The sequence below is a fragment of the Acinetobacter sp. CIP 51.11 genome, from assembly GCF_000369665.1.
Taxonomy (GTDB): Bacteria; Pseudomonadota; Gammaproteobacteria; order Pseudomonadales; family Moraxellaceae; genus Acinetobacter; species Acinetobacter lwoffii_S.
The window spans coordinates 1-22,789 of the sequence record NZ_KB850129.1 but is presented as its reverse complement, the minus strand read 5'-3'; the positions used below and the strand labels follow the sequence as shown (position 1 = coordinate 22,789).

Here is a 22,789-nt window from a genome sequence, read left to right as displayed (position 1 = left end):
TGTGACTATTCCGGAAGAAGCTTAAGCATCTTCTCATTTTAAGAAACTTACCATTTAGAATGACTTAGTCAATGATCGAGCTTGCCTAACAAGAATTAAATCGACATTTACAGGTACATTCAATTAGACAGAAATGGGGCAAATCGGACAGTTAAAATCAATCATCATATTTGCAATTTATACATAACCCAGTGAATAAACATGAAAGATCACCTAATATTCTTCACCTAGCTTTATCTTTTTTATGCATAAGTAAATCAATAATCAAGACAACGACTTATATCCAAAAGTCATAAGATATGCTCGTTTTTTGATTTTGGCATATATGCATGTTTGGTCCGATTGAATTTATTTTAGCAGGCGTTCTGGTAGGTTTTTGTGTAGGTGTCACCGGTGTCGGTGGCGGTTCATTAATGACGCCAATTCTTATCAGTTTATTCCGGATTGAACCGCATATCGCGATTGGTACTGACCTGCTCTATGCCGCGATTTCTAAATTCTGTGGCTCGTTTGTGCATGCCAAGAAAATGAATATTGTCTGGCCGATTGTGATCTGGCTGGCCGTTGGCAGTATTCCCGCATCTTTTGCAACACATTGGGTTCTTGATAACTATCTGAGCCAATCAACGCATTACAAGGCCGTCCTGACCATGGTATTGGGCTTTATGCTAACCATTACCGGCTTATCCATTCTGTTTCGTAGCCAGATCGAAAATCTTTTTAATAAATACAGAAAACAAGAACTACCGGATATGACCCAAGATCTGGAAAAAGTAAAGCTGCAAGCCAAGGAAAAGCGCGTAGCCATTATCATCATGGGCATTATCTTGGGCATATTTGTCACGCTCTCTTCAGTGGGTGCCGGCGCATTTGGCATCATGGCACTTGTAGTGATGTTCCCGAATCTGCCGATGATTCGTATCATTGGCTCAGATGTTGTGCATGCAGTGTTACTGACCCTGGTTGCAGGGCTGGGTCATATGTCTTCAGGCAATGTCGATTTCATGCTACTCATGTGGTTATTGGTGGGTTCTATTCCGGCAATTATTGTGGGGACCTTGCTTAGTTCACGTATGCCGGAAAAACTGATCCGCAAAATTTTAGGTATTACCCTATTTGCGCTGGGCGTGAATTTCATGATTAATCCTGTGAAATCAAAACCGGCTCAACCTGCTGAAACAGCAATGATAATTGTGAATCAAAATTCCCCGTCCGTTTAAGTTAACTATCCGATTCATCACTTTTTTTTCAAAGAAGTATTCATCTTTTTTATAACAAAGTGACGCATCATTCATGTTATATTCGGGCTATTAAACAACCTTTTGTATGATCGAACCAGTGACGGCAATGAATACACAACAGTCAAATCCTATTTCAGCATCAGATATTGATGACGTGAATATCCACAGCATGATTCCTCTTGTAACCCCTGCTGAGCTTAAAGCAGAGTTACCGTTGACTGAAACTGCTTATCAAACCGTACTGCATGGTCGTGAAACGATTCGTAAAATTCTGGATGGTGAAGACAAACGCCTGTTCGTTGTAATTGGCCCTTGTTCTATCCATGATCCGGCGGCGGCGCATGAATATGCTGAACGCTTAAAAGTACTGAGCGAAAAAGTTAAAGACAGCTTATACATCGTGATGCGGGTTTATTTTGAAAAACCACGGACTACCGTAGGCTGGAAAGGCCTGATCAATGACCCAGACATGAATGATTCATTCAATATTGAAAAAGGTCTGCGTATCGGTCGCAAGCTATTACTTGAACTGAATGAAATGGGCTTGCCATGTGCCACTGAAGCACTTGATCCAAACTCGCCACAGTATTACCAAGACCTGATTTCATGGTCAGCAATTGGTGCACGTACCACAGAAAGCCAGACCCATCGTGAAATGTCTTCTGGTCTTTCTTCACCAGTCGGCTTTAAAAATGGTACTGATGGCGGTTTAACGGTCGCGACCAATGCGATGCAATCGGTAAAACATGGCCATAGCTTCCTCGGTCTAAATGATCAAGGCCAGGTGGCTGTGATTCGCACTTCAGGCAATCCTTATGCTCACGTGGTACTGCGTGGCGGTAATGGCAAGCCGAACTACGATGCAGGCTCGGTTGCCGATGCAGAAGCTGCTCTAGCCAAGGCCAAAGTCAGCACCAAGATCATGATTGATGCCAGCCACGCCAACTCTAACAAAGACCCGTACCTGCAACCACTTGTACTTAAAAACATTTCCGAACAAATTCTTGATGGAAACAAGTCAATTGTTGGTATTATGGTAGAAAGTCATCTTAAGGGTGGTCGTCAGGACATTCCGGCGAACCTGAATGATATGGAATACGGTCAATCCGTTACGGATGGCTGTATCGACTGGGAAACGACTGAAAAAGTTTTACTCGACATGCATGAGGCATTGAAAGACATTTTACCTAATCGTTAAATGATCTGACCAACGCCATCGCCAAGATGGCGTTTGCATTTCTAGAACAAGGAAAATTTATCTGATGAATGATATTGAAACGGCATTAAGCCAGATTGAGAATTTTCAGTTCATACACGAACATCTGTTTAGCTCCGGTCAACCGACCACTACCCAATTACAGCTGATGAAAGAATACGGTGTATCTACAGTCATCAATGTGGCGCTGACCGATAGCGAACAGTATCTGCCGCATGAAGATAAAATTTGCCTTGAGCTGGGACTGAACTATATTCAGGTTCCGATTTCCTGGGAAACCCCATCAGACAATCAATGCCTGCTGGTACTGGATCTGATCGATCATCTGGTAAAAGAGCAAATGGTCTGGGTACATTGTTCGCAAAACTACCATGTCAGTTGTCTGATGTATTTATATCGTCAGTACTATATGGATATCGATATGCCTACAGCACAAGAACACTTGCATCAGATCTGGGAACCAAATGAAACCTGGACCGGTTTAATGCATGCGGTTGCCCTACAGCTACAAGGTCGTAAAGCAACGCAGGAACTGGAACTTTCCCTGATTAATCCAAATTATTTTGCCTGATTTTATTTACTGTGGCTCAACAGCACGGTTGCCATGGACATAATGCCTTCCTGACGACCGGTAAAACCTAACTGTTCAGTGGTGGTGGCTTTAATACTGATTTGAGTCACATCAACATCCAAGACATCTGCAATACTTTGACGCATCGCCAGATTGTGCTTAGCCAGTTTTGGACGTTCACAAGCCACCGTAATATCAGCATTATTCAGGCGATAACCACGATCCAGAATCAGCTGATAAACATGCTTGAGTAGTACCCGGCTATCTGCACCTTTAAACTCAGGATCTGTATCTGGGAAATGCTGGCCAATATCTCCAAGCGCCAATGCACCCAACAAAGCATCACAGAGTGCATGCAGCACCACATCACCATCCGAATGTGCTTTCAGACCTTGAGTATGCGGAATTTGAATGCCTGCCAAAGTGACAAAATCACCTTCTTCAAATGCATGCACATCCAGACCCTGGCCAATACGAATTTGTGCAATCACCTTATACATCCTTTAGAAATAGCCCATTGAAATCTTGTACACTTGCTTTCTATTTCGCTATAGTTAGACCAAGCGTAACACAGTGAAAGTATAAGCGATCATGCTACTGAAAACTGATATAAATATGTTGAAAATAATTGGCCTGATGCTCGGTCTGGGGATGATTTCTACAGGTAGCTCGGCGATCACACTAAACTGTAGCGATGACAGCCAAAAAACGGCTGCCATGAATAAAGTCTGCTCAGCATCGTTGGCTGAATCTCGTGCAAAACTCGCAGACCAATACTTTACTGCTTTTCTGATTACCGATGCGCCTGTGCGCTTATTGCAAGATAGCCAACAATTATGGGCGACCCGTTTACAGCAATGCAAAACGCTAGACTGTTTTAAACAGCAGTTTGAATGGCGTTTAGATGATTTAAATGTCTATATTTCGCTGAATCAAAGTCTGACCCAGCATTATATCAAGTTTGAACAGGGACAAATCGCCAAGCAGCCTGTACATCTCAAGATTCATCAACTGACCAAAGACCGGATCAAGGTTGAAGGTCTTGCCTATCGTAATCCGAATAACCGGACCGAGAAACAGATCATTCCTTTTTTAGCCTATACTACGCCTGAGACAAAAAACCAGATTACCGATAACGAAAATGACTGCCGCTATGAATTTAACTATAGTAAAGCCATTTTAGCGGTCAGTAGCCAGCAAAAAGGCTGTGAACGTTTTACCGGTATTTATCGACTATATGATTGATTTATTTTGAAAAATATTATAATTTATCGTTATATAAAATGAGATTTTTGGTGTAAAAAATAGCCCGCAAGCGGGCTATCAATTTAAGCAGGATAGTATTGCGCAATTTCCTGACTGATCATTGCGGCCGTTGCAGCTGATAAAGTCCAGCCCAGATGACCATGTCCGGTATTGTAAAAGACTCGCTCATGTTTGCCACGACGTACCACAGGCATCATATTTGGCATCATGGGGCGTAAGCCTGCCCACGGAACAACATGCTCAGTACACAGGTCAAAATTACGATTGGTCCAGTCAATTAAAGGTTGAATTCGGTCAGCACGAATATCCCGGTTATAGCCATTAAACTCGGCTGTTCCTGCAACACGCAAACGATCCTTGCCTAGGCGTGACAAGACAATTTTCGCACTTTCATCTAGCAGACTGACCCAAGGTGCGTTGTTCTGGCTCTGCTCATCATTCAGTTGCACGGTAATCGAGTAGCCTTTGACTGGATAGACATTGACTCGTTCACCAAGTATTTCAGCCAATTGATAGCTGCCAACCCCTGCACAGACCACAATGGCATCTGCATTAATTTCCAGAACATCCTCTGGAGAGGAATGGACATTTTCAGTACTAGGTTTGCATTTAACCCGAATATTCTGAGCCTGATGATCAACAACAAAAACATCTTGACCAAACTCAAATTTCACGCCTTTTTGCATACAGGCTTTGGCCAAACCGGTACTAAATTTATGAATATCCCCGGTGGCATCGCTCTGACAGTAAAATCCTGCATAATAATCGCCAGTTAATGCAGGTTCGATCTGCTTGATTTCTGCATTGGAAATGGCATTGCGCTCCAGACCACCGCTACACAACAGATCATTGACTTTGATCGCAACATCATAATCCGTCTTGTTATGATAAAAATGTAAAATGCCGCGTTTTTCCAGATCGAAATCAATATTTTCTGTTTCGGCAATTTCAAATAAGCGTGCTCTTGCCAGTAAAGCCAGCCGTACCGTTTCTCGGGTATTGGCTTCATAATGTTTGATATTGCCCAGAAATTCCATGAGCCAGCTGTATTTATGTATACTGAAAGAAGGATTGAGCAAAAGTGGTGCGGTTTTTTGTGACATCCATTTGATGCCTTTGAGTACCGTGGCTTTCTGGTTCCATACTTCGGCATTACAGGCAGAAAGCTGGCCGCCATTGGCAAAGGATGTTTCCATTGCCGGATATAGATGCCGATCAACCACGGTCACTTGATAGCCTGATAATGCCAGCTCATAAGCTGTGGTTACTCCAGTAATCCCGGCCCCAATCACCACGACATGACGCATAGACACCTCCTTGATTGTATTGATGTCTTTTCCCATCTGTCATGTGTACCTGAGAGCTTCGGTAGATACATTGCACATCAATGCGGCCACCTTCCCCTTCGGTGAGTGATTCAACACTTCTCTCCAGAGTCTTTATCCATTATCACAGTCCTTTTGCCTGAGAGTTTCCTGGGACCTTGCTCCTTCGGCGAATGCAGAAGCATTTCTCTCCTGCAATAATGTTTTATTATCATGAGCAATTTATATACCATTTTTAGGAAAAACACAGTTTTTATTTATGTTAATTCACGTGAATTTATCTGTGATTCTTTTTTAATTAAGAGCATACATGTGTGATGGAGGATATTGCCTAGATATCAAATTTTTAGATTTTGCTGTCGTAAGTGAAACGAGTAAGTTCTACCTTTTATAAAATTCTAAGACTTATTTGATTTTGACGCTTAAATAAAATTTAACCTTTTTTTTTGCTTAGGCTATTTTAATAATTCAAAATGTAGAGTTTTCCTTATCCATTTTAGAATTTTAGATAATCCAAGAAAGCATCAGTACTAAGCTTCCTGCTGCGACCACTGTTTGTACACTGATAATACTGGCCATTAACTCGCTATCGCCACCATACACCCGGGTTAAAACATACGAAGCTGAGGCGGTAGGAAGTGCAAAGAACAAAACCAAAACCTGAGTAGTTAATACATCAATCTGGAAAATTTTACACACTAAAAATGCAATCAGCGGCATTCCGAACAGGCGACCAAAGGTCATTAGGCTGAGTGGCAACGTATCACGCTGAAAACCCTGAAACTGTAAGGCTGCTCCCACACACATCAAACCGAGCGGCAAACTGCACAGTGCAATCTGTTTAAGGAACTGCTCTGCTCCAGTCCAGAGTGACAACCCGGAAAGATTAAATAAACCACCCACAATACAGCCTAGAATTAATGGATTTTTAGACAAATCCAGGATGATTTTTTTCAGCTGCATATCATGACTACGGGTAAATGCCAGCACTGACAAGATATTCACCAAAGGAATACACAGCACCATAATCACAGCGAAGATGGTCATGCCCTGCTGATTAAACAAGGTACTGACAGCAGCAAGTCCGATATAAGTATTAAAGCGTAGCAAACCCTGAACATAGACGCCGAAACGCGCATAGGAAATTCGGTAAATTTGGCGCAAGATATACAGCGCAATACTGACCACAGCCATGATGCTAAATACGACCAGTACTACATCCTGAATGACATCCATTTGAATCTTGGCAGTGGCCAGATTTAAAAATAGCATCACCGGAAACAGTGCATAATAATTTAACTTTTCTGCACCTCGCCAAAAATCGTCACTCAACCATTGCCTACGCTTAAGCAGATAACCAAAGCTGATCAGTCCGATGAGGGGAAATAAAGAAGTTAAAATAATATGCAGCATGTGACATCCTGGTCTGTTTTCTGCCTAATCTTAAGCCGCTTAGACTGAACAGAAAACTTAGCATATTGATGAGCTTTTTCACCACTCAATTTAAGTAGCAAAAAGCTTGAATTTTCACCAGCTAATCATATTGATCTGATGATTTTTTCTAAAATCAGTAAATGTAACGGAATCAAAGGTTCTCCGAGCTTTTGACCCAGTGGATATGCTTCAATCTTTTCAGTCAGCTGATAGCCATGGCGCTGATAATATGCCAACAGTTCAGTACGAACATTTAACACTGACATCTGAATCACGTTCTTCTTAAATATTTCGAAAATATGGGATTCGGCAAAGTCCAATAATTGCTTGCCATAACCCGAGTTTTGCTCAGCAGGTGCAACAGCAAAGCTTCCAATCTCTGCTACTTGCTGCCCTAAGCTCACGCCAATACAACCAAGAAGCTTATTTTCAATTTCCAACACAAACAGCTGAAAATCTGCTGAATTGAGCAATTCATATAACTGTTGTTCTTGAATACGATCACCCTGGATCATTCCTTCTTCTGTGGTCCATCCACCCCGAGTACGATAAGCTGTATTAATTAGTATGGTAAGTTGCTGAATATCAGCTTTGCTTGCCAATCGTATATTTTTATAGTGATTCATTTTATAAATAAAAAAGTCAGACCGGAGTCTGACTTTAAAACAATTTCACTTTAAAGTTAAAGCAAATTATTTAGGTTCAATCGGTGCAAATGGCGCAACTACATCGGCATTTTGCGCACGGTGACGCATGAAGTGATCCATCAGCACAATCGCCAGCATCGCTTCAGCAATCGGGGTTGCACGCACGCCCACGCAAGGATCATGACGGCCTTTGGTCAGTACATCAGTATCTTCACGCTCAATATTGATGGTTTTACCCGGCGTGGTAATAGACGCAGTTGGCTTCAAGGCAATCGCAACACGAATGTCCTGACCGCTAGAAATACCACCTAGAATACCGCCAGCATGATTGGCCAGGAAGCCTTCTGTGGTGAGTTCATCACGGCTTTCATGACCAAACTGTTCAGCGACGCCAAAGCCCTCACCGATTTCTACACCTTTAACGGCATTAATCGACATCATGGCATGGGCAATATCTGCATCTAAACGGTCAAATACAGGCTCGCCCCAACCCACAGGTACTTTAGATGCAATGATCTCGAGTTTAGCGCCACAACTGGTGCCTTGCTCACGCAAAGACGTGACCAGCGCTTCAAAACGTGGTACTGCATCCACGTCACCACAGAAAAACGGATTGTTTGGAACTTCATTCCAGTCCAGTTTTTCTGCTTTTTCTGTACCGATTTGGGTTACATGACCACGAATCTCAATGCCAAATTTCTCAAAAAGGAATTTCTTGGCAATGGCACCCGCTGCAACACGCATTGCCGTTTCACGCGCACTTGAACGACCACCGCCACGGTAGTCACGGAAACCATACTTTTGGGTATAGGTATAGTCAGCATGACCCGGGCGGAAAGTTTGTGCGATATTGCCGTAGTCTTTCGATTTTTGATCCGTATTACGAATTAACAAACCAATTGAAGTACCCGTGGTTTTACCCTCAAACACACCGGAAATAATTTCTACTTCATCGGGTTCTTTACGCTGGGTTGCAAATTTCGATGTACCCGGCTTACGGCGGTCCAGATCCTTTTGCAAATCAGCTTCAGTCAGCTCAATGCCGGGTGGAACCCCATCGATGATGGCCATCAGGCCAACACCATGAGATTCACCACAAGTCGTTACACGGAACAGTTGCCCTATACTATTACCTGCCATGTCAAACGACTCCTTATGCAATAGACTGAATAAATAAATCACGGTAGGTACGGCATTGCTCTGCAGTCAATGCAAAGATACCCGTACCACCTTTCTGGAATTGCAACCAGTAGAAATCAACCGAATTGAAGTTTTGGCGCATTGCCCATTCTGAGTTACCCACTTCGATCACGATCAGGCCATTCTCAGTCAGATAATCTGCAGCTTGAGCCAGCATTTTACGTACCAGATCCAGACCATCCTGACCTGCAGCAAGCGCAAGCTCAGGCTCATGATGGAATTCCTCAGGCAAATCCGCCATATCTTCCGCATCGACATACGGCGGATTAGATACGATTAAATCGTATTGATTTTCGGCTGGAATTTTTTCGAACAAATCCGATTCAAGCAATGCGATCTGATATTGCTTGTCATGATGCTCAGTATTGATTTGCGCAACTTCTAAGGCTTCTTTGGAAATATCAGTCGCATCCACTTCCGCTTCAGGGAAAGCATAAGCCAAGGCAATCGCGATACAGCCTGAACCGGTACACATATCTAGAATACGTTGAGGCGTCTTCGGATTCGGGTTTTCCGGCAAGTTGTTGACTGCCTCACCCATTTGACCATGTTCGCCCAGGAAATACGGGGCAAAACGGTTCTGAATCAGTTCAGCAATCGGTGAACGAGGGATTAGCACGCGCTCATCAACGTAATAAGGTTTACCGTCGAAGTAAGCCAGGTTCAATAAATATGAAGTTGGTACTTTTTCATTAATACGGCGTTCCAGCAGACTTAAAAATTCGGCTTTTTCACTTGGTAATAATTTGGCATCTAAAATTTCAGCGTCCGCTTTCCATTCTAGCGACAGGGTTTGCAGCACTAGCGCTGAACTTTCAGCAAAATAATCTTCTGTGCCTTGGCCCAAATGTGCATCGTATTGACGTAATGCTGTCACACCAAAACGAATAAAATCACGAATGGTGGTTAAATTTTCAGCGGCTTCCTGCATATGTTCAGGGCTAATAGTCGGTCGATCCACTTAAGGCGTCTCCAAGGTCATTTTTTTAAACGCCTTATGATACCTTGTTTTGCCTGCTTTTATAATGCTAAAGCATGAAAAACACGAATTCTCTACGCCCACAAAAATTATAAAATTCCTGTTTTTGTAAGCGATTATGCAGATAAATGTTTACTTTATTCAGGGATGTTTCTGTTAAATGCCGATACTAATACTATGATGATTTATCGAAAACCGGACGCATAAGAACGAGATTGATAAAGATTAGCCTGATCCATGATCAAAGCCAGCATACATTGACCCTGTTGCTGCTTGGCATATTTTCCTGACATTCTAAAGTTACATTGCTGGGACAGTTTACGCTCCCACAATACATGCTGACTGCGAATGGCGGCGGTCTGGTTCGGATTCAATTTAAGATAAGTTTTATAGTTTTTCTTCAGACGTTTATTGTGAACTTTCAGCTCTTTTTCCAGGCATTTTTCCGCTTTGGGTGTATTACCATAACTAAAATTCATGCACTGTGTATATTCCTTGGAATACCCAACAGCAGCCTGTGTCTGAACCGCAGTACCCACAAAAATTGCAACTAAAAACCATGCAAGACGCATAACTTCCCCTTGACCGAAACCGGTACAATCCCAATAAATGTTTAACAATCAATATTGTTTAAATTATCCACTGATATTAACGCAGTCCAGACAAAAATCCTATGCCTTTCTCGGAATGAAAGATTAAACAGTTGCACAATTGAAAATTGGCACATGACCCACATATAATCCGCATTCAATCTTCAAATGAGCCCAGATCTATGAGCTATAAGCACAATAATCTTATGGCGATGCGCCAGAATTACTGGAATGATAAAGCCTCCAGTCAGGTGCAGCAAGAAAAGGTATTTTTGCAGTCGACCTTAGTGCAACATGGCGTATTTACCGATGCGACATTGGACGATGCTAAATATCTGTTTTTTGGCTTGCCAAGTATTGTGATTGTAAAAGGCTATGCTTTGGGCTTCATGCATGACAGCGTACAGCGCCTGATTCATCAACATATTCAAACAAATAAACAACAGTTACAGCAACGATCTGAATTAAAAATCCAATTTCAAATGGCATAATGCCCCGTCTAAACTGATACAAGTTGGTGAATAAATGAAAGCTTGCCTAGCTTTTACTATGAATTCAGCAGCTTAAACTTTTTTAATACGTGCAGAAACGCTACTATCCCTTACAATGATTTATTCTGCTTCATGCTGATGATGAAAGGATCGAGTTTACATGTCAGATCAGAACGATAAGCTTAAACAACTGAAAACCTCCTCTATGGATCGACGCTTATCGATCGCAAAGGCATCCTTGCTGGCAGGCACGCGTTGGGCGGCTTCTAGTGCAAGCTCCATGTTCTCAAGTGAAGAAGAAAAAGAAAAGAAACGTAAAAAAGCCATGAAAGAACAGGCCGATTATCTGGTCGCAGAAATTGGCAAGCTGAAAGGGTCTATCGTTAAAATTGGCCAGATGATGGCGCTGTACGGTGAGCATTTTCTGCCAGAAGAAGTCACTCAGGCTCTAAATACCCTGAACAATCAGACGGTAGCATTGGCATGGCCAGCCATCAAGACCCAGTTACAGCAACAACTCGGTTCAAAACTCGACGATCTCACCATTGATCATGAACCTTTGGGTACAGCTTCTTTGGCACAGGTACATCGTGCTACCCGAAAATCTGACGGAATGGAACTGGTGTTAAAAATTCAGTATCCGGGTGTTGCAGAAGCGATTGATTCGGATATGAGCCTGTTTAAAAACATGTTGAAATTGACCCGCATCGTGCCACAGACCCGTGAATTCGACCAATGGTTCGATGAAGTCCGTGAAATGATGCATCGTGAAGTAAATTATCAGATTGAAGCAGATACCACACGTCGTTTTGCTGCACGTTTAAAAGATGATCCGCGCTATATGGTCCCAACCATTATTAATGAATATTGCTCTGATCGTGTGCTGTGCATGACCTTCGAACGCGGTGTGCCGATCAACAGCCCGGTGATGTTGTCCCTACCTCAAGAACGCCGCAACCAGTTAGGTGAAGCCTCTCTGGAAATTGCAGTGCGTGAAATCTTCGAATGGGGCGAGATGCAAACCGATCCGAACTTTGGTAACTATCTGGTTCGTCTGGGCAATGGCGCAGATGTGCACGACAAGATCATTTTGCTCGACTTTGGCGCGATCCGCCAGTTTGACCAACATCTGCTCAGTGTTGCGCGTAACCTGATTCAGGCAGGCTATCATCATGACTCGGATATGATGGTCAAGGCGATGACCGGTTATGAGTTTTTTGATTCGATCCCGCAAAGCATCAAACCGGATATGGCTAAGGTCTTCTTATTAGCTACTGAAGCATTTAGCTCACCGCTAAATAATCAAGAATTGCCAGCTGGCATCATGGATGAACATAATCGCTATGACTGGAAAAAAAGCCAGCTGCATAGCCGTGTGATGCAACAGGCGTCGAGATCTATGGCTTCACGTTATTTCAGTGTTCCACCGAAGGAATTTATGTTTATTAGCCGTAAATTTATTGGTGCTTACACCTTTATGACCGTGATTGATGCCAAAACCAATGTGCGTGCCATGATTAAACATCATCTCTCTTAAAATAAAACCTGCATCAAAAAGACCCGGATGATTTTGTCATTCGGGTCAATTTTTATCCAAAATGGATTTTTTGTATTTTTATCTTTCTTTTAATTTTCATTGATTTATTCGTCCCTTTCCTCAATCCCAAAAACCTAAAAATTGTCAATCATTCATGTCAGGGATGACATAGTTTTATCTCTGAGTGCATGTCAGTATTAAAAAATAACGTGACAACACCTTTAGGATAATCAGAATGAATAATATGGTGAATAAAGCCCAAGGATTTGGCTTGTCCATACTGACCAAAATCGCGGGTAGCGAAGTATTAGATCAATTAAAACTGCGTAAATTTGTAGAAAAATCACTTTATCAAAGTTCAAAAGCAGGATTCAAAACCTTAAGTCAAACCCAGAAAATCCTGAAATCTGGCCAGAAGATTCAAAAACAGCGTCTGCCGCATCAGTCCAAATCCTTATTTGATCTGAATCTGACTGAAGAACAGCAAATGACCTGTAATGCCATGCAGCAATTTGCTAAAGAGGTGCTATATCCATTGGCACATGATGCAGATCAGCATGAATTATTTCCCCATGAACTCTGGCAATACAGCACTGATTTAGGTTTGAATTTCTATGCCCTGCCTGAAGCATTGGGGGGCGTTGCATCGGAACAGAATATAGTTAGCAATATTTTAATCGCTCAACATTTGGCTCAGGGTGATTTCAGTCTGACGGCTGGCTTACTTTCGACTTTTAGTGTCATTAATGCCATTACCCGCTGGGGCTCAGAGCAGATTCAGTCAGAATATCTGGGCGCTTTCGCAGAAAATCCTGAGTTAAAGGCCACCTTTGCAGTGCAGGAAGAAACAGCAGCGTTTAACCCGGAGCAACTTAGAACCAAGGCTGTTGCACATCAGGGACATTATCTGATTCGAGGTCAAAAGACCTTGGTGCTCTTGGGAGAAAGTGCCGATCTATACCTGGTCAGTGCTAATCTAGATGGCAGAGCTGAGGTCTTTGTGGTGCAACGCGACAGTACCGTCACTGCGAAAAAATCGCCGGCTATGGGATTAAAAGCTACTGAAACCGTTACGCTCAAATTTGAAAATACTCCGGCATATCGTCTGGGTGATGAAGATTTTGATTATCGTACATTCGTAGATTTGGGCAATTTAATGTGGTGTGCGATGGCGGTGGGCACCTGTGAAGCAGTCAAAAAATACTGTGTGCAATATGCCAATGAACGTATTGCCTTTGGTGAACCGATTTCTCATCGTCAGAGTGTCGCCTTTATGATTGCCGATATGGCCATTGAAATTGATGCAATGCGAATGCTGATCCTGAATGCCGCGAGTCTGGCTGAATCTGTTCAAACTTTCCATCGTGAAGCCTATTTGGCACGCTTACTCTGTGCAGAAAAATCCATGAAAATAGGCACCGATGGTGTACAGATTTTGGGTGGTCATGGTTTTACCAAAGAGCATCCGGTCGAACGCTGGTATAGAGATCTTAGATCTACTGCCATTCTCCATTCTGGCTTGCATGCCTGATCAAAACATAAAGAAGAATAATGATGAATCTACAAACTCCAAAAAAATTTAAGCTTTTGATTGATCAAGCACATGAAGTTGCCCTCAATGTTTTGCGTCCGATTTCACGTAAATATGATAAGGCTGAACATGCTTATCCGATAGAGCTAGACATGCTCGCTTCAGTCGTGGATGGTATGAACCAAGGTAGCGAAGGCATGAATGCTGGTGCAGCGGTCAATAAACGTGGCGATGCAGACAGCAGCAATAAAAATGGCATCAATATGTCTACCGCCCTGAGTATTATTGAAATGTGTTATGGCGATACTGGCTTATTACTCTCGATGCCACGCCAAGGATTAGGAAATTCAGCCATTGCAGCTGTTGCCAATGATGAGCAATTGCACCGTTTTCATGGAACTTGGGCAGCCATGGCGATTACCGAGCCAGGTTGCGGTTCAGATTCCGCTGCAATTCGTACCACTGCGACTAAAGACGGTGATGACTATATTCTGAATGGTGAGAAGATTTTTGTAACCTCCGGAGATCGTGCTGATGCAGTGGTCGTTTGGGCAACTTTGGATAAAAAACAGGGACGATCGGCAATTAAATCATTTGTGGTGACCAAAGGTACTCCAGGAATGAAGGTTGAACGACTGGAACATAAATTAGGGATTAAATCATCCGATACTGCCACGATTAGCTTTATCAACTGTCGAGTACCTGCAGCAAACTTGCTCGGTCATGCAGAAATCGATGTTGCTAAAGGCTTTGCTGGCGTGATGGAAACCTTTGATAATACTCGCCCGCTGGTTGCAGCCATGGCGATTGGTTGTGCGAAAGCCTCGCTGGAACGCATCAAGGAGATTTTTAAGGATCAGCTGGACTCCACTTATGCCACACCGTATTTACAAAGCTCTAATATCGCAGCACAAATCTATCGTATGGAAGCTGAATGGGAAGCAGCACGCTTACTGATGCTGAAAGCTGCCTGGATGGCCGATAATCGCAAACCCAATTCACGTGAAGCCTCTATTGCCAAAGCTAAGGCCGGTCGGATCGGTAATGAAATCACCTTAAAATGTGTCGAACTGGCAGCAGCCATTGGTTATAACGAAACTGAACTTTTGGAAAAATGGGCGCGTGATTCCAAGATTTTGGATATCTTTGAAGGCACCCAGCAAATTCAGCAACTCATTATTGCCCGTCGGGAGTTGGGAAAATCATCAAGCGAATTAAAATAGTGATTGCTCATCAAATAGTGAATTAAACTTATCTAAATTGAATAAACGATGGCTTTTTTAAGGATTTAAGGTTATAAAAATTCATCGTTTTTTCAAAATAAAATCAGTTCTATATGTACTCTATTCGTCCTATTCAGCCTGAAGATAATGCCCAAATTGCAAGCATTATTCGTCGTGTTTCCCAAGAGTTTGGGCTGGCAGCAGAATCTGGTTTCGCAGTAGGCGATTCTATTCTAGATGAACTGTATCAAGTTTATCAGCAACCGAAATCAGCTTACTGGGTTGTTGTGGATCAACAAAATAAAATTTACGGTGGTGGTGGAATTGCGCCATTAAAAGGTGATGCAACTATTTTAGAAATTCAGAAAATGTACTTTTTACCTGAAATTCGTCAGCAAGGTTTTGCCAAGAAAATTTTAGAATTATCCTGTGAATTTGCACAGACTCATCAGATTAATTCAGTCTATCTAGAAACAACTAAAGCGCTTTGGCAAGCGGTGAAACTCTATGAAAAATTAGGTTTTCAGCATCTTGATTATCCTGAAGGCAATACCGGACATAGTGATGCCTGTGAAATCTGGATGCTAAAGACCCTTTCAATTTAGAGATTTTTTAGTAGATAGATAAAATTTGTATAGTAATAAAGTGCTTTCATCAGCAGCAAGCTTGACTCTTGTATATAGGCTGCCTAACATCGAAATACGTTTATTCAGGCATGGAATCCACAGTTTGTTTTTTTCTTATTTATTCAATCCAATTAAATCTAAACGCTCACTATTTCATTCTCATTCTTTTAAATTTTCTTCTATTTTATTGAGCACTTTTCTTTTTGCGGGTTGCTCATCCTTGGGCGGAGGCTCGGTAGAAAAACGCGCAGCTAAGCTGTCTAAAGGCATTCAAACTGCTTATTCCACCCCATCCAGTACAGCTAATCGTGTTTCACCTTTAATTGTTCAACATGCACAAAATCAGGGTGTAGATCCACTTCTAGTGGCGGCTGTGATTCGTCAGGAATCTACTTATCGTAGCCAAGCAACTTCGCCAGCAGGTGCGGTAGGCTTGATGCAAGTGATTCCGAGATATTGGCAACAAACTTGTCCAGGTGATTTATACAATGAAAGCAGTAATATCCAATGTGGTACATATATTCTTTCTAAATATAATCAATCATCCGGTGACTGGAAGAAAGCGCTTGCCTATTATAATGTAGGTCCATCGGGTTATGAAAATAATCGTAAAATGCGTAAACAAGGTAAACGTTATGCCAAACAAGTAAAACAGCATAAAAAAATGCTGAAAGACTCTCTATAATTACTGATTTAAGCTAATTAAATTAATAACGCTTAGGCTATTTTATGTAAAGCTTTGATAATTAGTAGTTATTAAATAATACCTATTGAAATTTCTGCTATGAAAACATATTTAGAAAATATTAACTACAGTTGTGATATGCGTGTTCGGTAAAAATACCCTGCCATAAAAAACCAGCGATTCGCTGGTTTTTTATTTTTTAAGATTTATAAGATAGGACTGTAAAATCTTTTAGATCAAACTATATCGATCGGATAACACTAGTCATATTAACGTGAATCATCCTTCTAAGAAGTAAGCGTCCGCTGAACCCCATGCCTATTTTTTAATTTGAGTTGGATTTCCAGCGATGTGGCAGTAATTCTTCTATTTGGGTCGCTTTATGTGTCGGCAGCCTTTTCAGCACATCACTGAGATAGGCATACGGATCCAGCCCATTCAGCTTTGCTGACTGGATTAAAGTCATGATATTGGCCGCTCGTTGACCACTACGCAGCGAACCTGCAAATAGCCAGTTCTTTCGTCCCAATGCCCAGGGACGCATTGAGTTCTCTGCCCAGTTATTGTCAATGGGTAGATTGCCATCATCCAGATAGCGGCTTAAAGCTGACCAACGCTTCAGCGTGTAATTGATGGCCTTGGCGGTGGGAGAACTCGATGGTACCGTCAGATAATGTTGGTTGAGCCATTCATATAGTTGTTGCATCACCGGTTGGCTGTGCTGTTGTCGGTATTCGCGGCGCTGTTCTGCTGTACTATCGGTCTTTTTCCTGAGTTCTGCTTCTATGGCATACAGTTTCTGAATCAGCACTAATGCCTGTTCAGCGACCTGACTTTTTTTGGTCACATGCAGTTCATGGAATTTACGACGCGCATGCGCCATGCAGCCCACCTCAATCACCTGGCCTGATTTAAAGCGTGCTTTATAACCACTGTAATCATCACAGACTAGATAACCCTGCCAGCCTTTCAAGAACTCTGCAGCATGCTGGCCTGAACGGCTATCCTGAAAGTCATAGATCACCGCTTGAACTGGATTGTACTGTGTGGTGGCATAGGCCCAGACATAACCTTTCTTCGGTTTTTTCTCATCATCACCCATCCGCATAATGGTGACTGGTGTTTCATCTGCATGCAGCACCTGCTGTTGCAGCACCACCTCTTTTAAGGCATTGGCCAGAGGTTCCAGTTCCACACCGCAGCGACCAATCCAGTCAGATAAAGTAGATCTGGACAGATCAATGCCCGCCCGCTGATAGATCAGGCGCTGACGGTACAGCGGCAAATGATCGGCATACTTCGATACCAGCACATGGCTGAGCAGTTCAGGTGAAGCAATGCCTTTATCAATCACATAGGCGGGCATCGCTTGCTGAGTCAGAGTGTCGCACTGATCACAGACCCATTTGCCACGGACATGCTGTTCCTTGTAGAACTGTGCTGGTCTGAAATGCAGTTTTTCACTGATATCTTCGCCGATACGACGTAACTGGCAGCCACAACTGCATTGGGTTGATGCAGGTTCATGCTCAATACGGATGGTGTGTAGATGATCCGGCAGCAGTCGACGTTTAGGTTTGTTGACTGTGGCTTTCTCTGTCGCTGCATCGGTTTTATCTGCATTCAGCCGCTCCAGTTCCAAATCAACTGCTGCGATATCTTCTTCGACCGCTTCGTCCCATAGGTGGATTTGTTTTGTGGTGAGATGTTCGTTTTTACTGCCAAATTTGTGCTGTTTAAATAGTGCGAGCTCATGCTCGTATTTTTGCGTGAGAATGGAAAGATGTTGAACTTTGGCATCCAATTGCTGGTTTGATTTTTCTAATTCTTGATTTGATTGTGCCAGAGACTGATGCTGCATTGCCAACTGTCTGGTAAATTCCAGCAGTTGTTCATGGGTCAGTTGGCTTAAGTCTGGCAGCGTATTCATGACCGCAGTATGCCTGAGGTCATGACGCAGAGGAAATAGAACGTTTGGAGAATAGCAGAATGGACCAGCCTAGTTTAGAGCATCGTCACCACCTGCTGTCGTCCAATGCGCTGCCAAGGTAAACCCTGGATCAGTGCCTGTAACTGTTCCGGACTGATCGCCATGCTTTCACCCTGGTGAACCTGCGCCCAGTGGAATTTTCCCTGTTCCAGCCGCCGGGCACACAGCCAGATGCCCAGTCCATCATGTACCAGCACTTTCATGCGATGGCCACGTTTATTACAGAACAGGTAAGCACAATGCGGTTTAATGTAGCCAAAGGCTCTCACCACCTGAGCCATGATAGTATCCATCCCTGCTCGCATATCCAGAGGTTGGGTAGAAAGCCAGATTTCATCAATGCGGATCATGTTGCAAGTGCCTTGAGTAATTCTGCTAAAGCAGATATTTCTGATACTTGCCATTTCAAGCCAATTTCTGCTTTTGAGTGGGGTAAAGTAATTTGAACCGTTAACATGTCAGTAGGAGTAGGATCTAATGGTGCAGAGCAAGATAAGGCAATAAATGCAGGTTTATTCGGTAGTGGTGAGCGATCATTCCCTGGCTTACCATCAATTAAGCGAATCCATTTGGATACAAGATTTGTATTCAATCCATGTTGCAAAGCGACCGAAGCAATTGAAACGTCCGGTGCTTTACAAGCCTGAACGATCTGCTGTTTAAATTCAGCACTGTATGTTCTTCGTTTTTTCGCAAGAGATGCGATGGATGTCTGGTGATTTGTAGTCATAAATTTTAGTCCCCACTTGTTTTTAAGTGGGGACTAAATTAAGGCTTATAGGATGAATTCATAAGGTGTGTTCAGCGGACGCTTACTCTAAGAAGACTTTAATAAGATTTCAGATAAATACTTCTATACACTTAAATTAATAAGTTCGTGGAGCTCGATAGGAAGTGAATGCATATAGAAATCAGAATCAGAAATAAAAGACTTATTTCTAAAAACCCGCGCATAAAAAAACACCCCCTTCGCTTGAAGGGGGTGTTTCGAATAATGAGCTGGCGATGACTTACTCTCACATGGGTAACCCCACACTACCATCAGCGCTAAGAGGTTTCACTTCTGAGTTCGGGAAGGGATCAGGTGGTTCACTCTTGCTATTGTCGCCAGCACAACTGTTTATGGATACTTGCTAGGTCTTACGTTTTGCCTTGCTTTCTACCAAATAGAATTCATTAACAGGTATATTTGAGTTCTTTCGAGTAGAACTAAGCAGTGCTTAATTATACTCTCATTTGTTCTTAAGCGTTCACTAAATCAAGCTGTTTTGCTTAATATCGAATCAATTGATCCTCACTTCTTTCGAAGTTCGTACAACAACTGTTTGGGTGTTGTATAGTCAAGCCTCACGAGCAATTAGTATTGGTCAGCTTCACATATCACTATGCTTCCACATCCAACCTATCAACGTCGTAGTCTTCAACGGCTCTTTAGGAGACATAAAGTCTCGGGGAAATCTTATCTTGAGGTAGGCTTCCCGCTTAGATGCTTTCAGCGGTTATCCCTTCCGAACATAGCTACCCGGCGATGCCACTGGCGTGACAACCGGTACACCAGAGGTTCGTCCACTCTGGTCCTCTCGTACTAGGAGCAGATCCTCTCAAATTTCCAACGCCCACGGTAGATAGGGACCGAACTGTCTCACGACGTTCTAAACCCAGCTCGCGTACCTCTTTAAATGGCGAACAGCCATACCCTTGGGACCTGCTTCAGCCCCAGGATGAGATGAGCCGACATCGAGGTGCCAAACACCGCCGTCGATATGAACTCTTGGGCGGTATCAGCCTGTTATCCCCAGAGTACCTTTTATCCGTTGAGCGATGGCCCTTCCATACAGAACCACCGGATCACTAAGACCTACTTTCGTACCTGCTCGACTTGTGGGTCTCGCAGTTAAGCGCGCTTTTGCCTTTATACTCTACGCGTGATTTCCGACCACGCTGAGCGCACCTTCGTACTCCTCCGTTACTCTTTAGGAGGAGACCGCCCCAGTCAAACTACCCACCAGACATGGTCCTCGTCCCGGATAACGGGACAGAGTTAGAACCTCAATATTACCAGGGTGGTATTTCAAGGACGGCTCCATCGCAACTAGCGTCGCGACTTCAAAGCCTCCCACCTATCCTACACAAGTAAGATCAAAGTTCAATGTCAAGCTGCAGTAAAGGTTCACGGGGTCTTTCCGTCTAGCCGCGGGTACACCGCATCTTCACGGCGAATTCGATTTCACTGAGTCTCTGCTGGAGACAGCGCCCCCATCATTATGCCATTCGTGCAGGTCGGAACTTACCCGACAAGGAATTTCGCTACCTTAGGACCGTTATAGTTACGGCCGCCGTTTACTGGGGCTTCGATCAAGAGCTTCGCTTACGCTAACCCCATCAATTAACCTTCCAGCACCGGGCAGGCATCACACCCTATACGTCCACTTTCGTGTTTGCAGAGTGCTATGTTTTTAATAAACAGTTGCAGGGGCCTGGTTTCTGAGGCTGTCGGCCGCTCAAGGAGCAAGTCCTATCACAGACAACAGCGTACCTTCTCCCGAAGTTACGGTACCATTTTGCCTAGTTCCTTCAGCAGAGTTCTCTCAAGCGCTTTGGTCTACTCGACCTGACCACCTGTGTCGGTTTCGGGTACGATTCCTGTGTAACTGAAGCTTAGAGACTTTTCCTGGAAGCATGGTATCAGCCACTTCACTGTACAAGTACAGCTTGCTATCAGTTCTCAGCATAGAGTACCCCGGATTTGCCTAAGATACATGCCTACAACCTTCCACCTGGACAACCAACGCCAGGCTGACTTAACCTTCTCCGTCCTCTCATCGCATTACACAGAAGTATTGGAATATTAACCAATTTCCCATCGACTACGCCTCTCGGCCTCGCCTTAGGGGTCGACTCACCCAGCCCCGATTAACGTTGGACTGGAACCCTTGGTCTTTCAGCGTGCGAGTTTTTCACTCGCATTGTCGTTACTCACGTCAGCATTCGCACTTCTGATACCTCCAGCAGACTTCTCAATCCACCTTCATCGGCTTACAGAACGCTCCCCTACCACGCATAATAAATTATGCATCCGCAGCTTCGGCATATAGTTTTAGCCCCGTTACATCTTCCGCGCAGGCCGACTCGACTAGTGAGCTATTACGCTTTCTTTAAAGGGTGGCTGCTTCTAAGCCAACCTCCTAGCTGTCTATGCCTTCCCACATCGTTTCCCACTTAACTATAATTTTGGGGCCTTAGCTGGCGGTCTGGATTGTTTTCCTCTTGACTACGGACGTTAGCACCCGCAGTCTGTCTCCCGGATAGTACTCATTGGTATTCGGAGTTTGCATCGGTTTGGTAAGTCGGGATGACCCCCTAGCCGAAACAGTGCTCTACCCCCAATGGTATTCGTCCGAGGCGCTACCTAAATAGCTTTCGGGGAGAACCAGCTATCACCAAGTTTGATTAGCCTTTCACCCCTATCCACAAGTCATCCCCTGGCTTTTCAACGACAGTGGGTTCGGTCCTCCAGTTAGTGTTACCCAACCTTCAACCTGCTCATGGATAGATCACCTGGTTTCGGGTCTATACCCAGCAACTAAACGCCCTATTAAGACTCGGTTTCCCTACGGCTCCCCTATGCGGTTAACCTCGCTACTGAATATAAGTCGCTGACCCATTATACAAAAGGTACGCAGTCACCGGACTAAGCCGGCTCCCACTGCTTGTATGCATGCGGTTTCAGGATCTATTTCACTCCCCTCACAGGGGTTCTTTTCGCCTTTCCCTCACGGTACTGGTTCACTATCGGTCAGTCAGGAGTATTTAGCCTTGGAGGATGGTCCCCCCATATTCAGACAAGGTTTCACGTGCCTCGCCCTACTCGACATCATCATATAAGCCCTTTCGTGTACAGGACTATCACCGTCTACGGTCGCACTTCCCAGAGCGTTCCACTAGAACTTATATGACTTAATGGGCTCTTCCCCTTTCGCTCGCCGCTACTGAGGGAATCTCAATTGATTTCTTTTCCTAAGGGTACTGAGATGTTTCACTTCCCCTCGTTCGCCTTGCAACACTATGTATTCATGTTGCAATACCTACCTTATGGTAAGTGGGTTTCCCCATTCAGATATCTCCGGATCACAGGATATTTGCCGCCTCCCCGGAGCTTTTCGCAGGCTATCACGTCTTTCTTCGCCTCTGACTGCCAAGGCATCCACCACATGCACTTAATTACTTGACTATACAA

Annotated in this window: 20 protein-coding genes, 2 rRNA genes and 1 riboswitch; of the genes, 10 read left to right on the top strand and 12 right to left on the bottom strand. The window is 43.6% G+C overall.

The window, feature by feature from the left end:
- The first annotated feature begins 329 nt into the window (after nucleotides 1-329).
- The 3 genes from F894_RS03995 (at nucleotide 330) to F894_RS03985 (ending at nucleotide 3,028) form a co-directional block, all read left to right on the top strand.
- The gene (locus F894_RS03995) at nucleotides 330-1,220 is read left to right on the top strand and encodes a sulfite exporter TauE/SafE family protein (protein WP_004647097.1); all 891 of its coding nucleotides are present in this window, start codon (nucleotides 330-332) and stop codon (nucleotides 1,218-1,220) included.
- 127 nt (nucleotides 1,221-1,347) lie between these two features.
- Nucleotides 1,348-2,439 (top strand): 3-deoxy-7-phosphoheptulonate synthase, encoded by a 1,092-nt coding sequence (locus F894_RS03990; protein WP_174766804.1) that lies wholly within the window; start codon nucleotides 1,348-1,350, stop codon nucleotides 2,437-2,439.
- A gap of 64 nt (nucleotides 2,440-2,503) precedes the next feature.
- On the top strand, nucleotides 2,504-3,028 hold the full coding sequence (locus tag F894_RS03985) for a protein tyrosine phosphatase family protein (RefSeq protein WP_005246137.1): 525 nt from the start codon (nucleotides 2,504-2,506) through the stop codon (nucleotides 3,026-3,028).
- Nucleotides 3,029-3,030: 2 nt separating this feature from the next.
- Here the strand turns inward: F894_RS03985 and ispF are convergent, their stop codons facing one another.
- Complete coding sequence (ispF, locus tag F894_RS03980) at nucleotides 3,031-3,519, bottom strand: 2-C-methyl-D-erythritol 2,4-cyclodiphosphate synthase (RefSeq protein ID WP_005246136.1); 489 nt, start codon at nucleotides 3,517-3,519, stop codon at nucleotides 3,031-3,033.
- Between the two features lie 100 nt (nucleotides 3,520-3,619).
- Here ispF and F894_RS03975 point away from each other — a divergent pair, with 100 nt between their 5' ends.
- Nucleotides 3,620-4,273, top strand: coding sequence for an A1S_1983 family putative colistin resistance protein (locus tag F894_RS03975; protein ID WP_005246135.1), 654 nt, complete (start codon nucleotides 3,620-3,622; stop codon nucleotides 4,271-4,273).
- Between the two features lie 83 nt (nucleotides 4,274-4,356).
- On the opposite strand, the gene F894_RS03970 is transcribed toward F894_RS03975, so the two are convergent.
- From F894_RS03970 to F894_RS03945, 6 genes are all read right to left on the bottom strand, one after another.
- The gene (locus tag F894_RS03970; protein ID WP_005246134.1) at nucleotides 4,357-5,601 is read right to left on the bottom strand and encodes a D-amino acid dehydrogenase; all 1,245 of its coding nucleotides are present in this window, start codon (nucleotides 5,599-5,601) and stop codon (nucleotides 4,357-4,359) included.
- Between the two features lie 135 nt (nucleotides 5,602-5,736).
- A riboswitch (glycine riboswitch) is annotated at nucleotides 5,737-5,824 on the bottom strand.
- Between the two features lie 299 nt (nucleotides 5,825-6,123).
- Complete coding sequence (locus tag F894_RS03965; protein WP_005246133.1) at nucleotides 6,124-7,032, bottom strand: AEC family transporter; 909 nt, start codon at nucleotides 7,030-7,032, stop codon at nucleotides 6,124-6,126.
- A 125-nt stretch (nucleotides 7,033-7,157) separates the two neighbouring features.
- Nucleotides 7,158-7,679 (bottom strand): GNAT family N-acetyltransferase, encoded by a 522-nt coding sequence (locus F894_RS03960; RefSeq protein WP_005246131.1) that lies wholly within the window; start codon nucleotides 7,677-7,679, stop codon nucleotides 7,158-7,160.
- Between the two features lie 66 nt (nucleotides 7,680-7,745).
- Nucleotides 7,746-8,840 carry a chorismate synthase gene (gene aroC / locus F894_RS03955; RefSeq protein ID WP_005246129.1) on the bottom strand — a complete coding sequence of 365 codons (1,095 nt, stop codon included), beginning with the start codon at nucleotides 8,838-8,840 and terminating at the stop codon, nucleotides 7,746-7,748.
- 13 nt (nucleotides 8,841-8,853) lie between these two features.
- Entirely contained in the window at nucleotides 8,854-9,861 is a 1,008-nt protein-coding gene (gene prmB, locus F894_RS03950; protein WP_005246127.1) for a 50S ribosomal protein L3 N(5)-glutamine methyltransferase, read from the bottom strand.
- 203 nt (nucleotides 9,862-10,064) lie between these two features.
- A complete protein-coding gene (locus F894_RS03945) occupies nucleotides 10,065-10,451 on the bottom strand; it encodes a lysozyme inhibitor LprI family protein (RefSeq protein ID WP_004647104.1) in 387 nt (128 codons plus the stop codon).
- 200 nt (nucleotides 10,452-10,651) lie between these two features.
- Here F894_RS03945 and F894_RS03940 point away from each other — a divergent pair, with 200 nt between their 5' ends.
- The 6 genes from F894_RS03940 to F894_RS03915 all read left to right on the top strand — a co-directional run bounded on the left by F894_RS03940 (nucleotide 10,652) and on the right by F894_RS03915 (nucleotide 16,562).
- Nucleotides 10,652-10,960 (top strand): hypothetical protein, encoded by a 309-nt coding sequence (locus F894_RS03940; RefSeq protein ID WP_004731213.1) that lies wholly within the window; start codon nucleotides 10,652-10,654, stop codon nucleotides 10,958-10,960.
- A 160-nt stretch (nucleotides 10,961-11,120) separates the two neighbouring features.
- Nucleotides 11,121-12,497, top strand: coding sequence for an ABC1 kinase family protein (locus tag F894_RS03935; protein WP_005246126.1), 1,377 nt, complete (start codon nucleotides 11,121-11,123; stop codon nucleotides 12,495-12,497).
- A gap of 244 nt (nucleotides 12,498-12,741) precedes the next feature.
- Nucleotides 12,742-14,028, top strand: a complete 1,287-nt coding sequence (locus tag F894_RS03930) for an acyl-CoA dehydrogenase family protein (RefSeq protein ID WP_171065025.1) — start codon at nucleotides 12,742-12,744, stop codon at nucleotides 14,026-14,028.
- A 23-nt stretch (nucleotides 14,029-14,051) separates the two neighbouring features.
- A complete protein-coding gene (locus tag F894_RS03925; RefSeq protein ID WP_034438101.1) occupies nucleotides 14,052-15,251 on the top strand; it encodes an acyl-CoA dehydrogenase family protein in 1,200 nt (399 codons plus the stop codon).
- Nucleotides 15,252-15,364: 113 nt separating this feature from the next.
- Entirely contained in the window at nucleotides 15,365-15,856 is a 492-nt protein-coding gene (locus tag F894_RS03920; RefSeq protein ID WP_005246123.1) for a GNAT family N-acetyltransferase, read from the top strand.
- A 124-nt stretch (nucleotides 15,857-15,980) separates the two neighbouring features.
- The gene (locus F894_RS03915; RefSeq protein WP_005246122.1) at nucleotides 15,981-16,562 is read left to right on the top strand and encodes a lytic transglycosylase domain-containing protein; all 582 of its coding nucleotides are present in this window, start codon (nucleotides 15,981-15,983) and stop codon (nucleotides 16,560-16,562) included.
- A gap of 325 nt (nucleotides 16,563-16,887) precedes the next feature.
- Here the strand turns inward: F894_RS03915 and tnpC are convergent, their stop codons facing one another.
- The 5 genes from tnpC to F894_RS03890 all read right to left on the bottom strand — a co-directional run bounded on the left by tnpC (nucleotide 16,888) and on the right by F894_RS03890 (nucleotide 22,783).
- The gene (gene tnpC, locus F894_RS03910; protein ID WP_005246121.1) at nucleotides 16,888-18,492 is read right to left on the bottom strand and encodes an IS66 family transposase; all 1,605 of its coding nucleotides are present in this window, start codon (nucleotides 18,490-18,492) and stop codon (nucleotides 16,888-16,890) included.
- A gap of 74 nt (nucleotides 18,493-18,566) precedes the next feature.
- Entirely contained in the window at nucleotides 18,567-18,902 is a 336-nt protein-coding gene (gene tnpB / locus F894_RS03905) for an IS66 family insertion sequence element accessory protein TnpB (protein WP_004691519.1), read from the bottom strand.
- The gene (tnpA, locus tag F894_RS03900; RefSeq protein WP_004762545.1) at nucleotides 18,899-19,282 is read right to left on the bottom strand and encodes an IS66-like element accessory protein TnpA; all 384 of its coding nucleotides are present in this window, start codon (nucleotides 19,280-19,282) and stop codon (nucleotides 18,899-18,901) included. The genes tnpB and tnpA overlap by 4 nt, the downstream gene beginning before the upstream one ends.
- Nucleotides 19,283-19,549: 267 nt before the next feature.
- Nucleotides 19,550-19,664 (bottom strand): 5S ribosomal RNA (gene rrf / locus F894_RS03895).
- 224 nt (nucleotides 19,665-19,888) lie between these two features.
- Nucleotides 19,889-22,783 (bottom strand): 23S ribosomal RNA (locus tag F894_RS03890).
- Nucleotides 22,784-22,789 lie beyond the last annotated feature (6 nt).

What these genes read in the sequence shown, in the direction of transcription:
- F894_RS03940 (WP_004731213.1), top strand. Translation starts at nt 10,652, where the DNA reads ATGAGCTATAAGCACAATAATCTTATGGCGATGCGCCAGAATTACTGG.
- F894_RS03920 (WP_005246123.1), top strand. Translation starts at nt 15,365, where the DNA reads ATGTACTCTATTCGTCCTATTCAGCCTGAAGATAATGCCCAAATTGCA.
- F894_RS03985 (WP_005246137.1), top strand. Translation starts at nt 2,504, where the DNA reads ATGAATGATATTGAAACGGCATTAAGCCAGATTGAGAATTTTCAGTTC.
- F894_RS03935 (WP_005246126.1), top strand. Translation starts at nt 11,121, where the DNA reads ATGTCAGATCAGAACGATAAGCTTAAACAACTGAAAACCTCCTCTATG.
- aroC (WP_005246129.1), bottom strand. Translation starts at nt 8,840, where the DNA reads ATGGCAGGTAATAGTATAGGGCAACTGTTCCGTGTAACGACTTGTGGT.
- F894_RS03975 (WP_005246135.1), top strand. Translation starts at nt 3,620, where the DNA reads ATGCTACTGAAAACTGATATAAATATGTTGAAAATAATTGGCCTGATG.
- F894_RS03970 (WP_005246134.1), bottom strand. Translation starts at nt 5,601, where the DNA reads ATGCGTCATGTCGTGGTGATTGGGGCCGGGATTACTGGAGTAACCACA.
- F894_RS03930 (WP_171065025.1), top strand. Translation starts at nt 12,742, where the DNA reads ATGGTGAATAAAGCCCAAGGATTTGGCTTGTCCATACTGACCAAAATC.
- tnpB (WP_004691519.1), bottom strand. Translation starts at nt 18,902, where the DNA reads ATGATCCGCATTGATGAAATCTGGCTTTCTACCCAACCTCTGGATATG.
- F894_RS03960 (WP_005246131.1), bottom strand. Translation starts at nt 7,679, where the DNA reads ATGAATCACTATAAAAATATACGATTGGCAAGCAAAGCTGATATTCAG.
- F894_RS03945 (WP_004647104.1), bottom strand. Translation starts at nt 10,451, where the DNA reads ATGCGTCTTGCATGGTTTTTAGTTGCAATTTTTGTGGGTACTGCGGTT.
- tnpC (WP_005246121.1), bottom strand. Translation starts at nt 18,492, where the DNA reads ATGAATACGCTGCCAGACTTAAGCCAACTGACCCATGAACAACTGCTG.
- F894_RS03925 (WP_034438101.1), top strand. Translation starts at nt 14,052, where the DNA reads ATGAATCTACAAACTCCAAAAAAATTTAAGCTTTTGATTGATCAAGCA.
- F894_RS03965 (WP_005246133.1), bottom strand. Translation starts at nt 7,032, where the DNA reads ATGCTGCATATTATTTTAACTTCTTTATTTCCCCTCATCGGACTGATC.
- tnpA (WP_004762545.1), bottom strand. Translation starts at nt 19,282, where the DNA reads ATGACTACAAATCACCAGACATCCATCGCATCTCTTGCGAAAAAACGA.
- F894_RS03995 (WP_004647097.1), top strand. Translation starts at nt 330, where the DNA reads ATGTTTGGTCCGATTGAATTTATTTTAGCAGGCGTTCTGGTAGGTTTT.
- F894_RS03990 (WP_174766804.1), top strand. Translation starts at nt 1,348, where the DNA reads ATGAATACACAACAGTCAAATCCTATTTCAGCATCAGATATTGATGAC.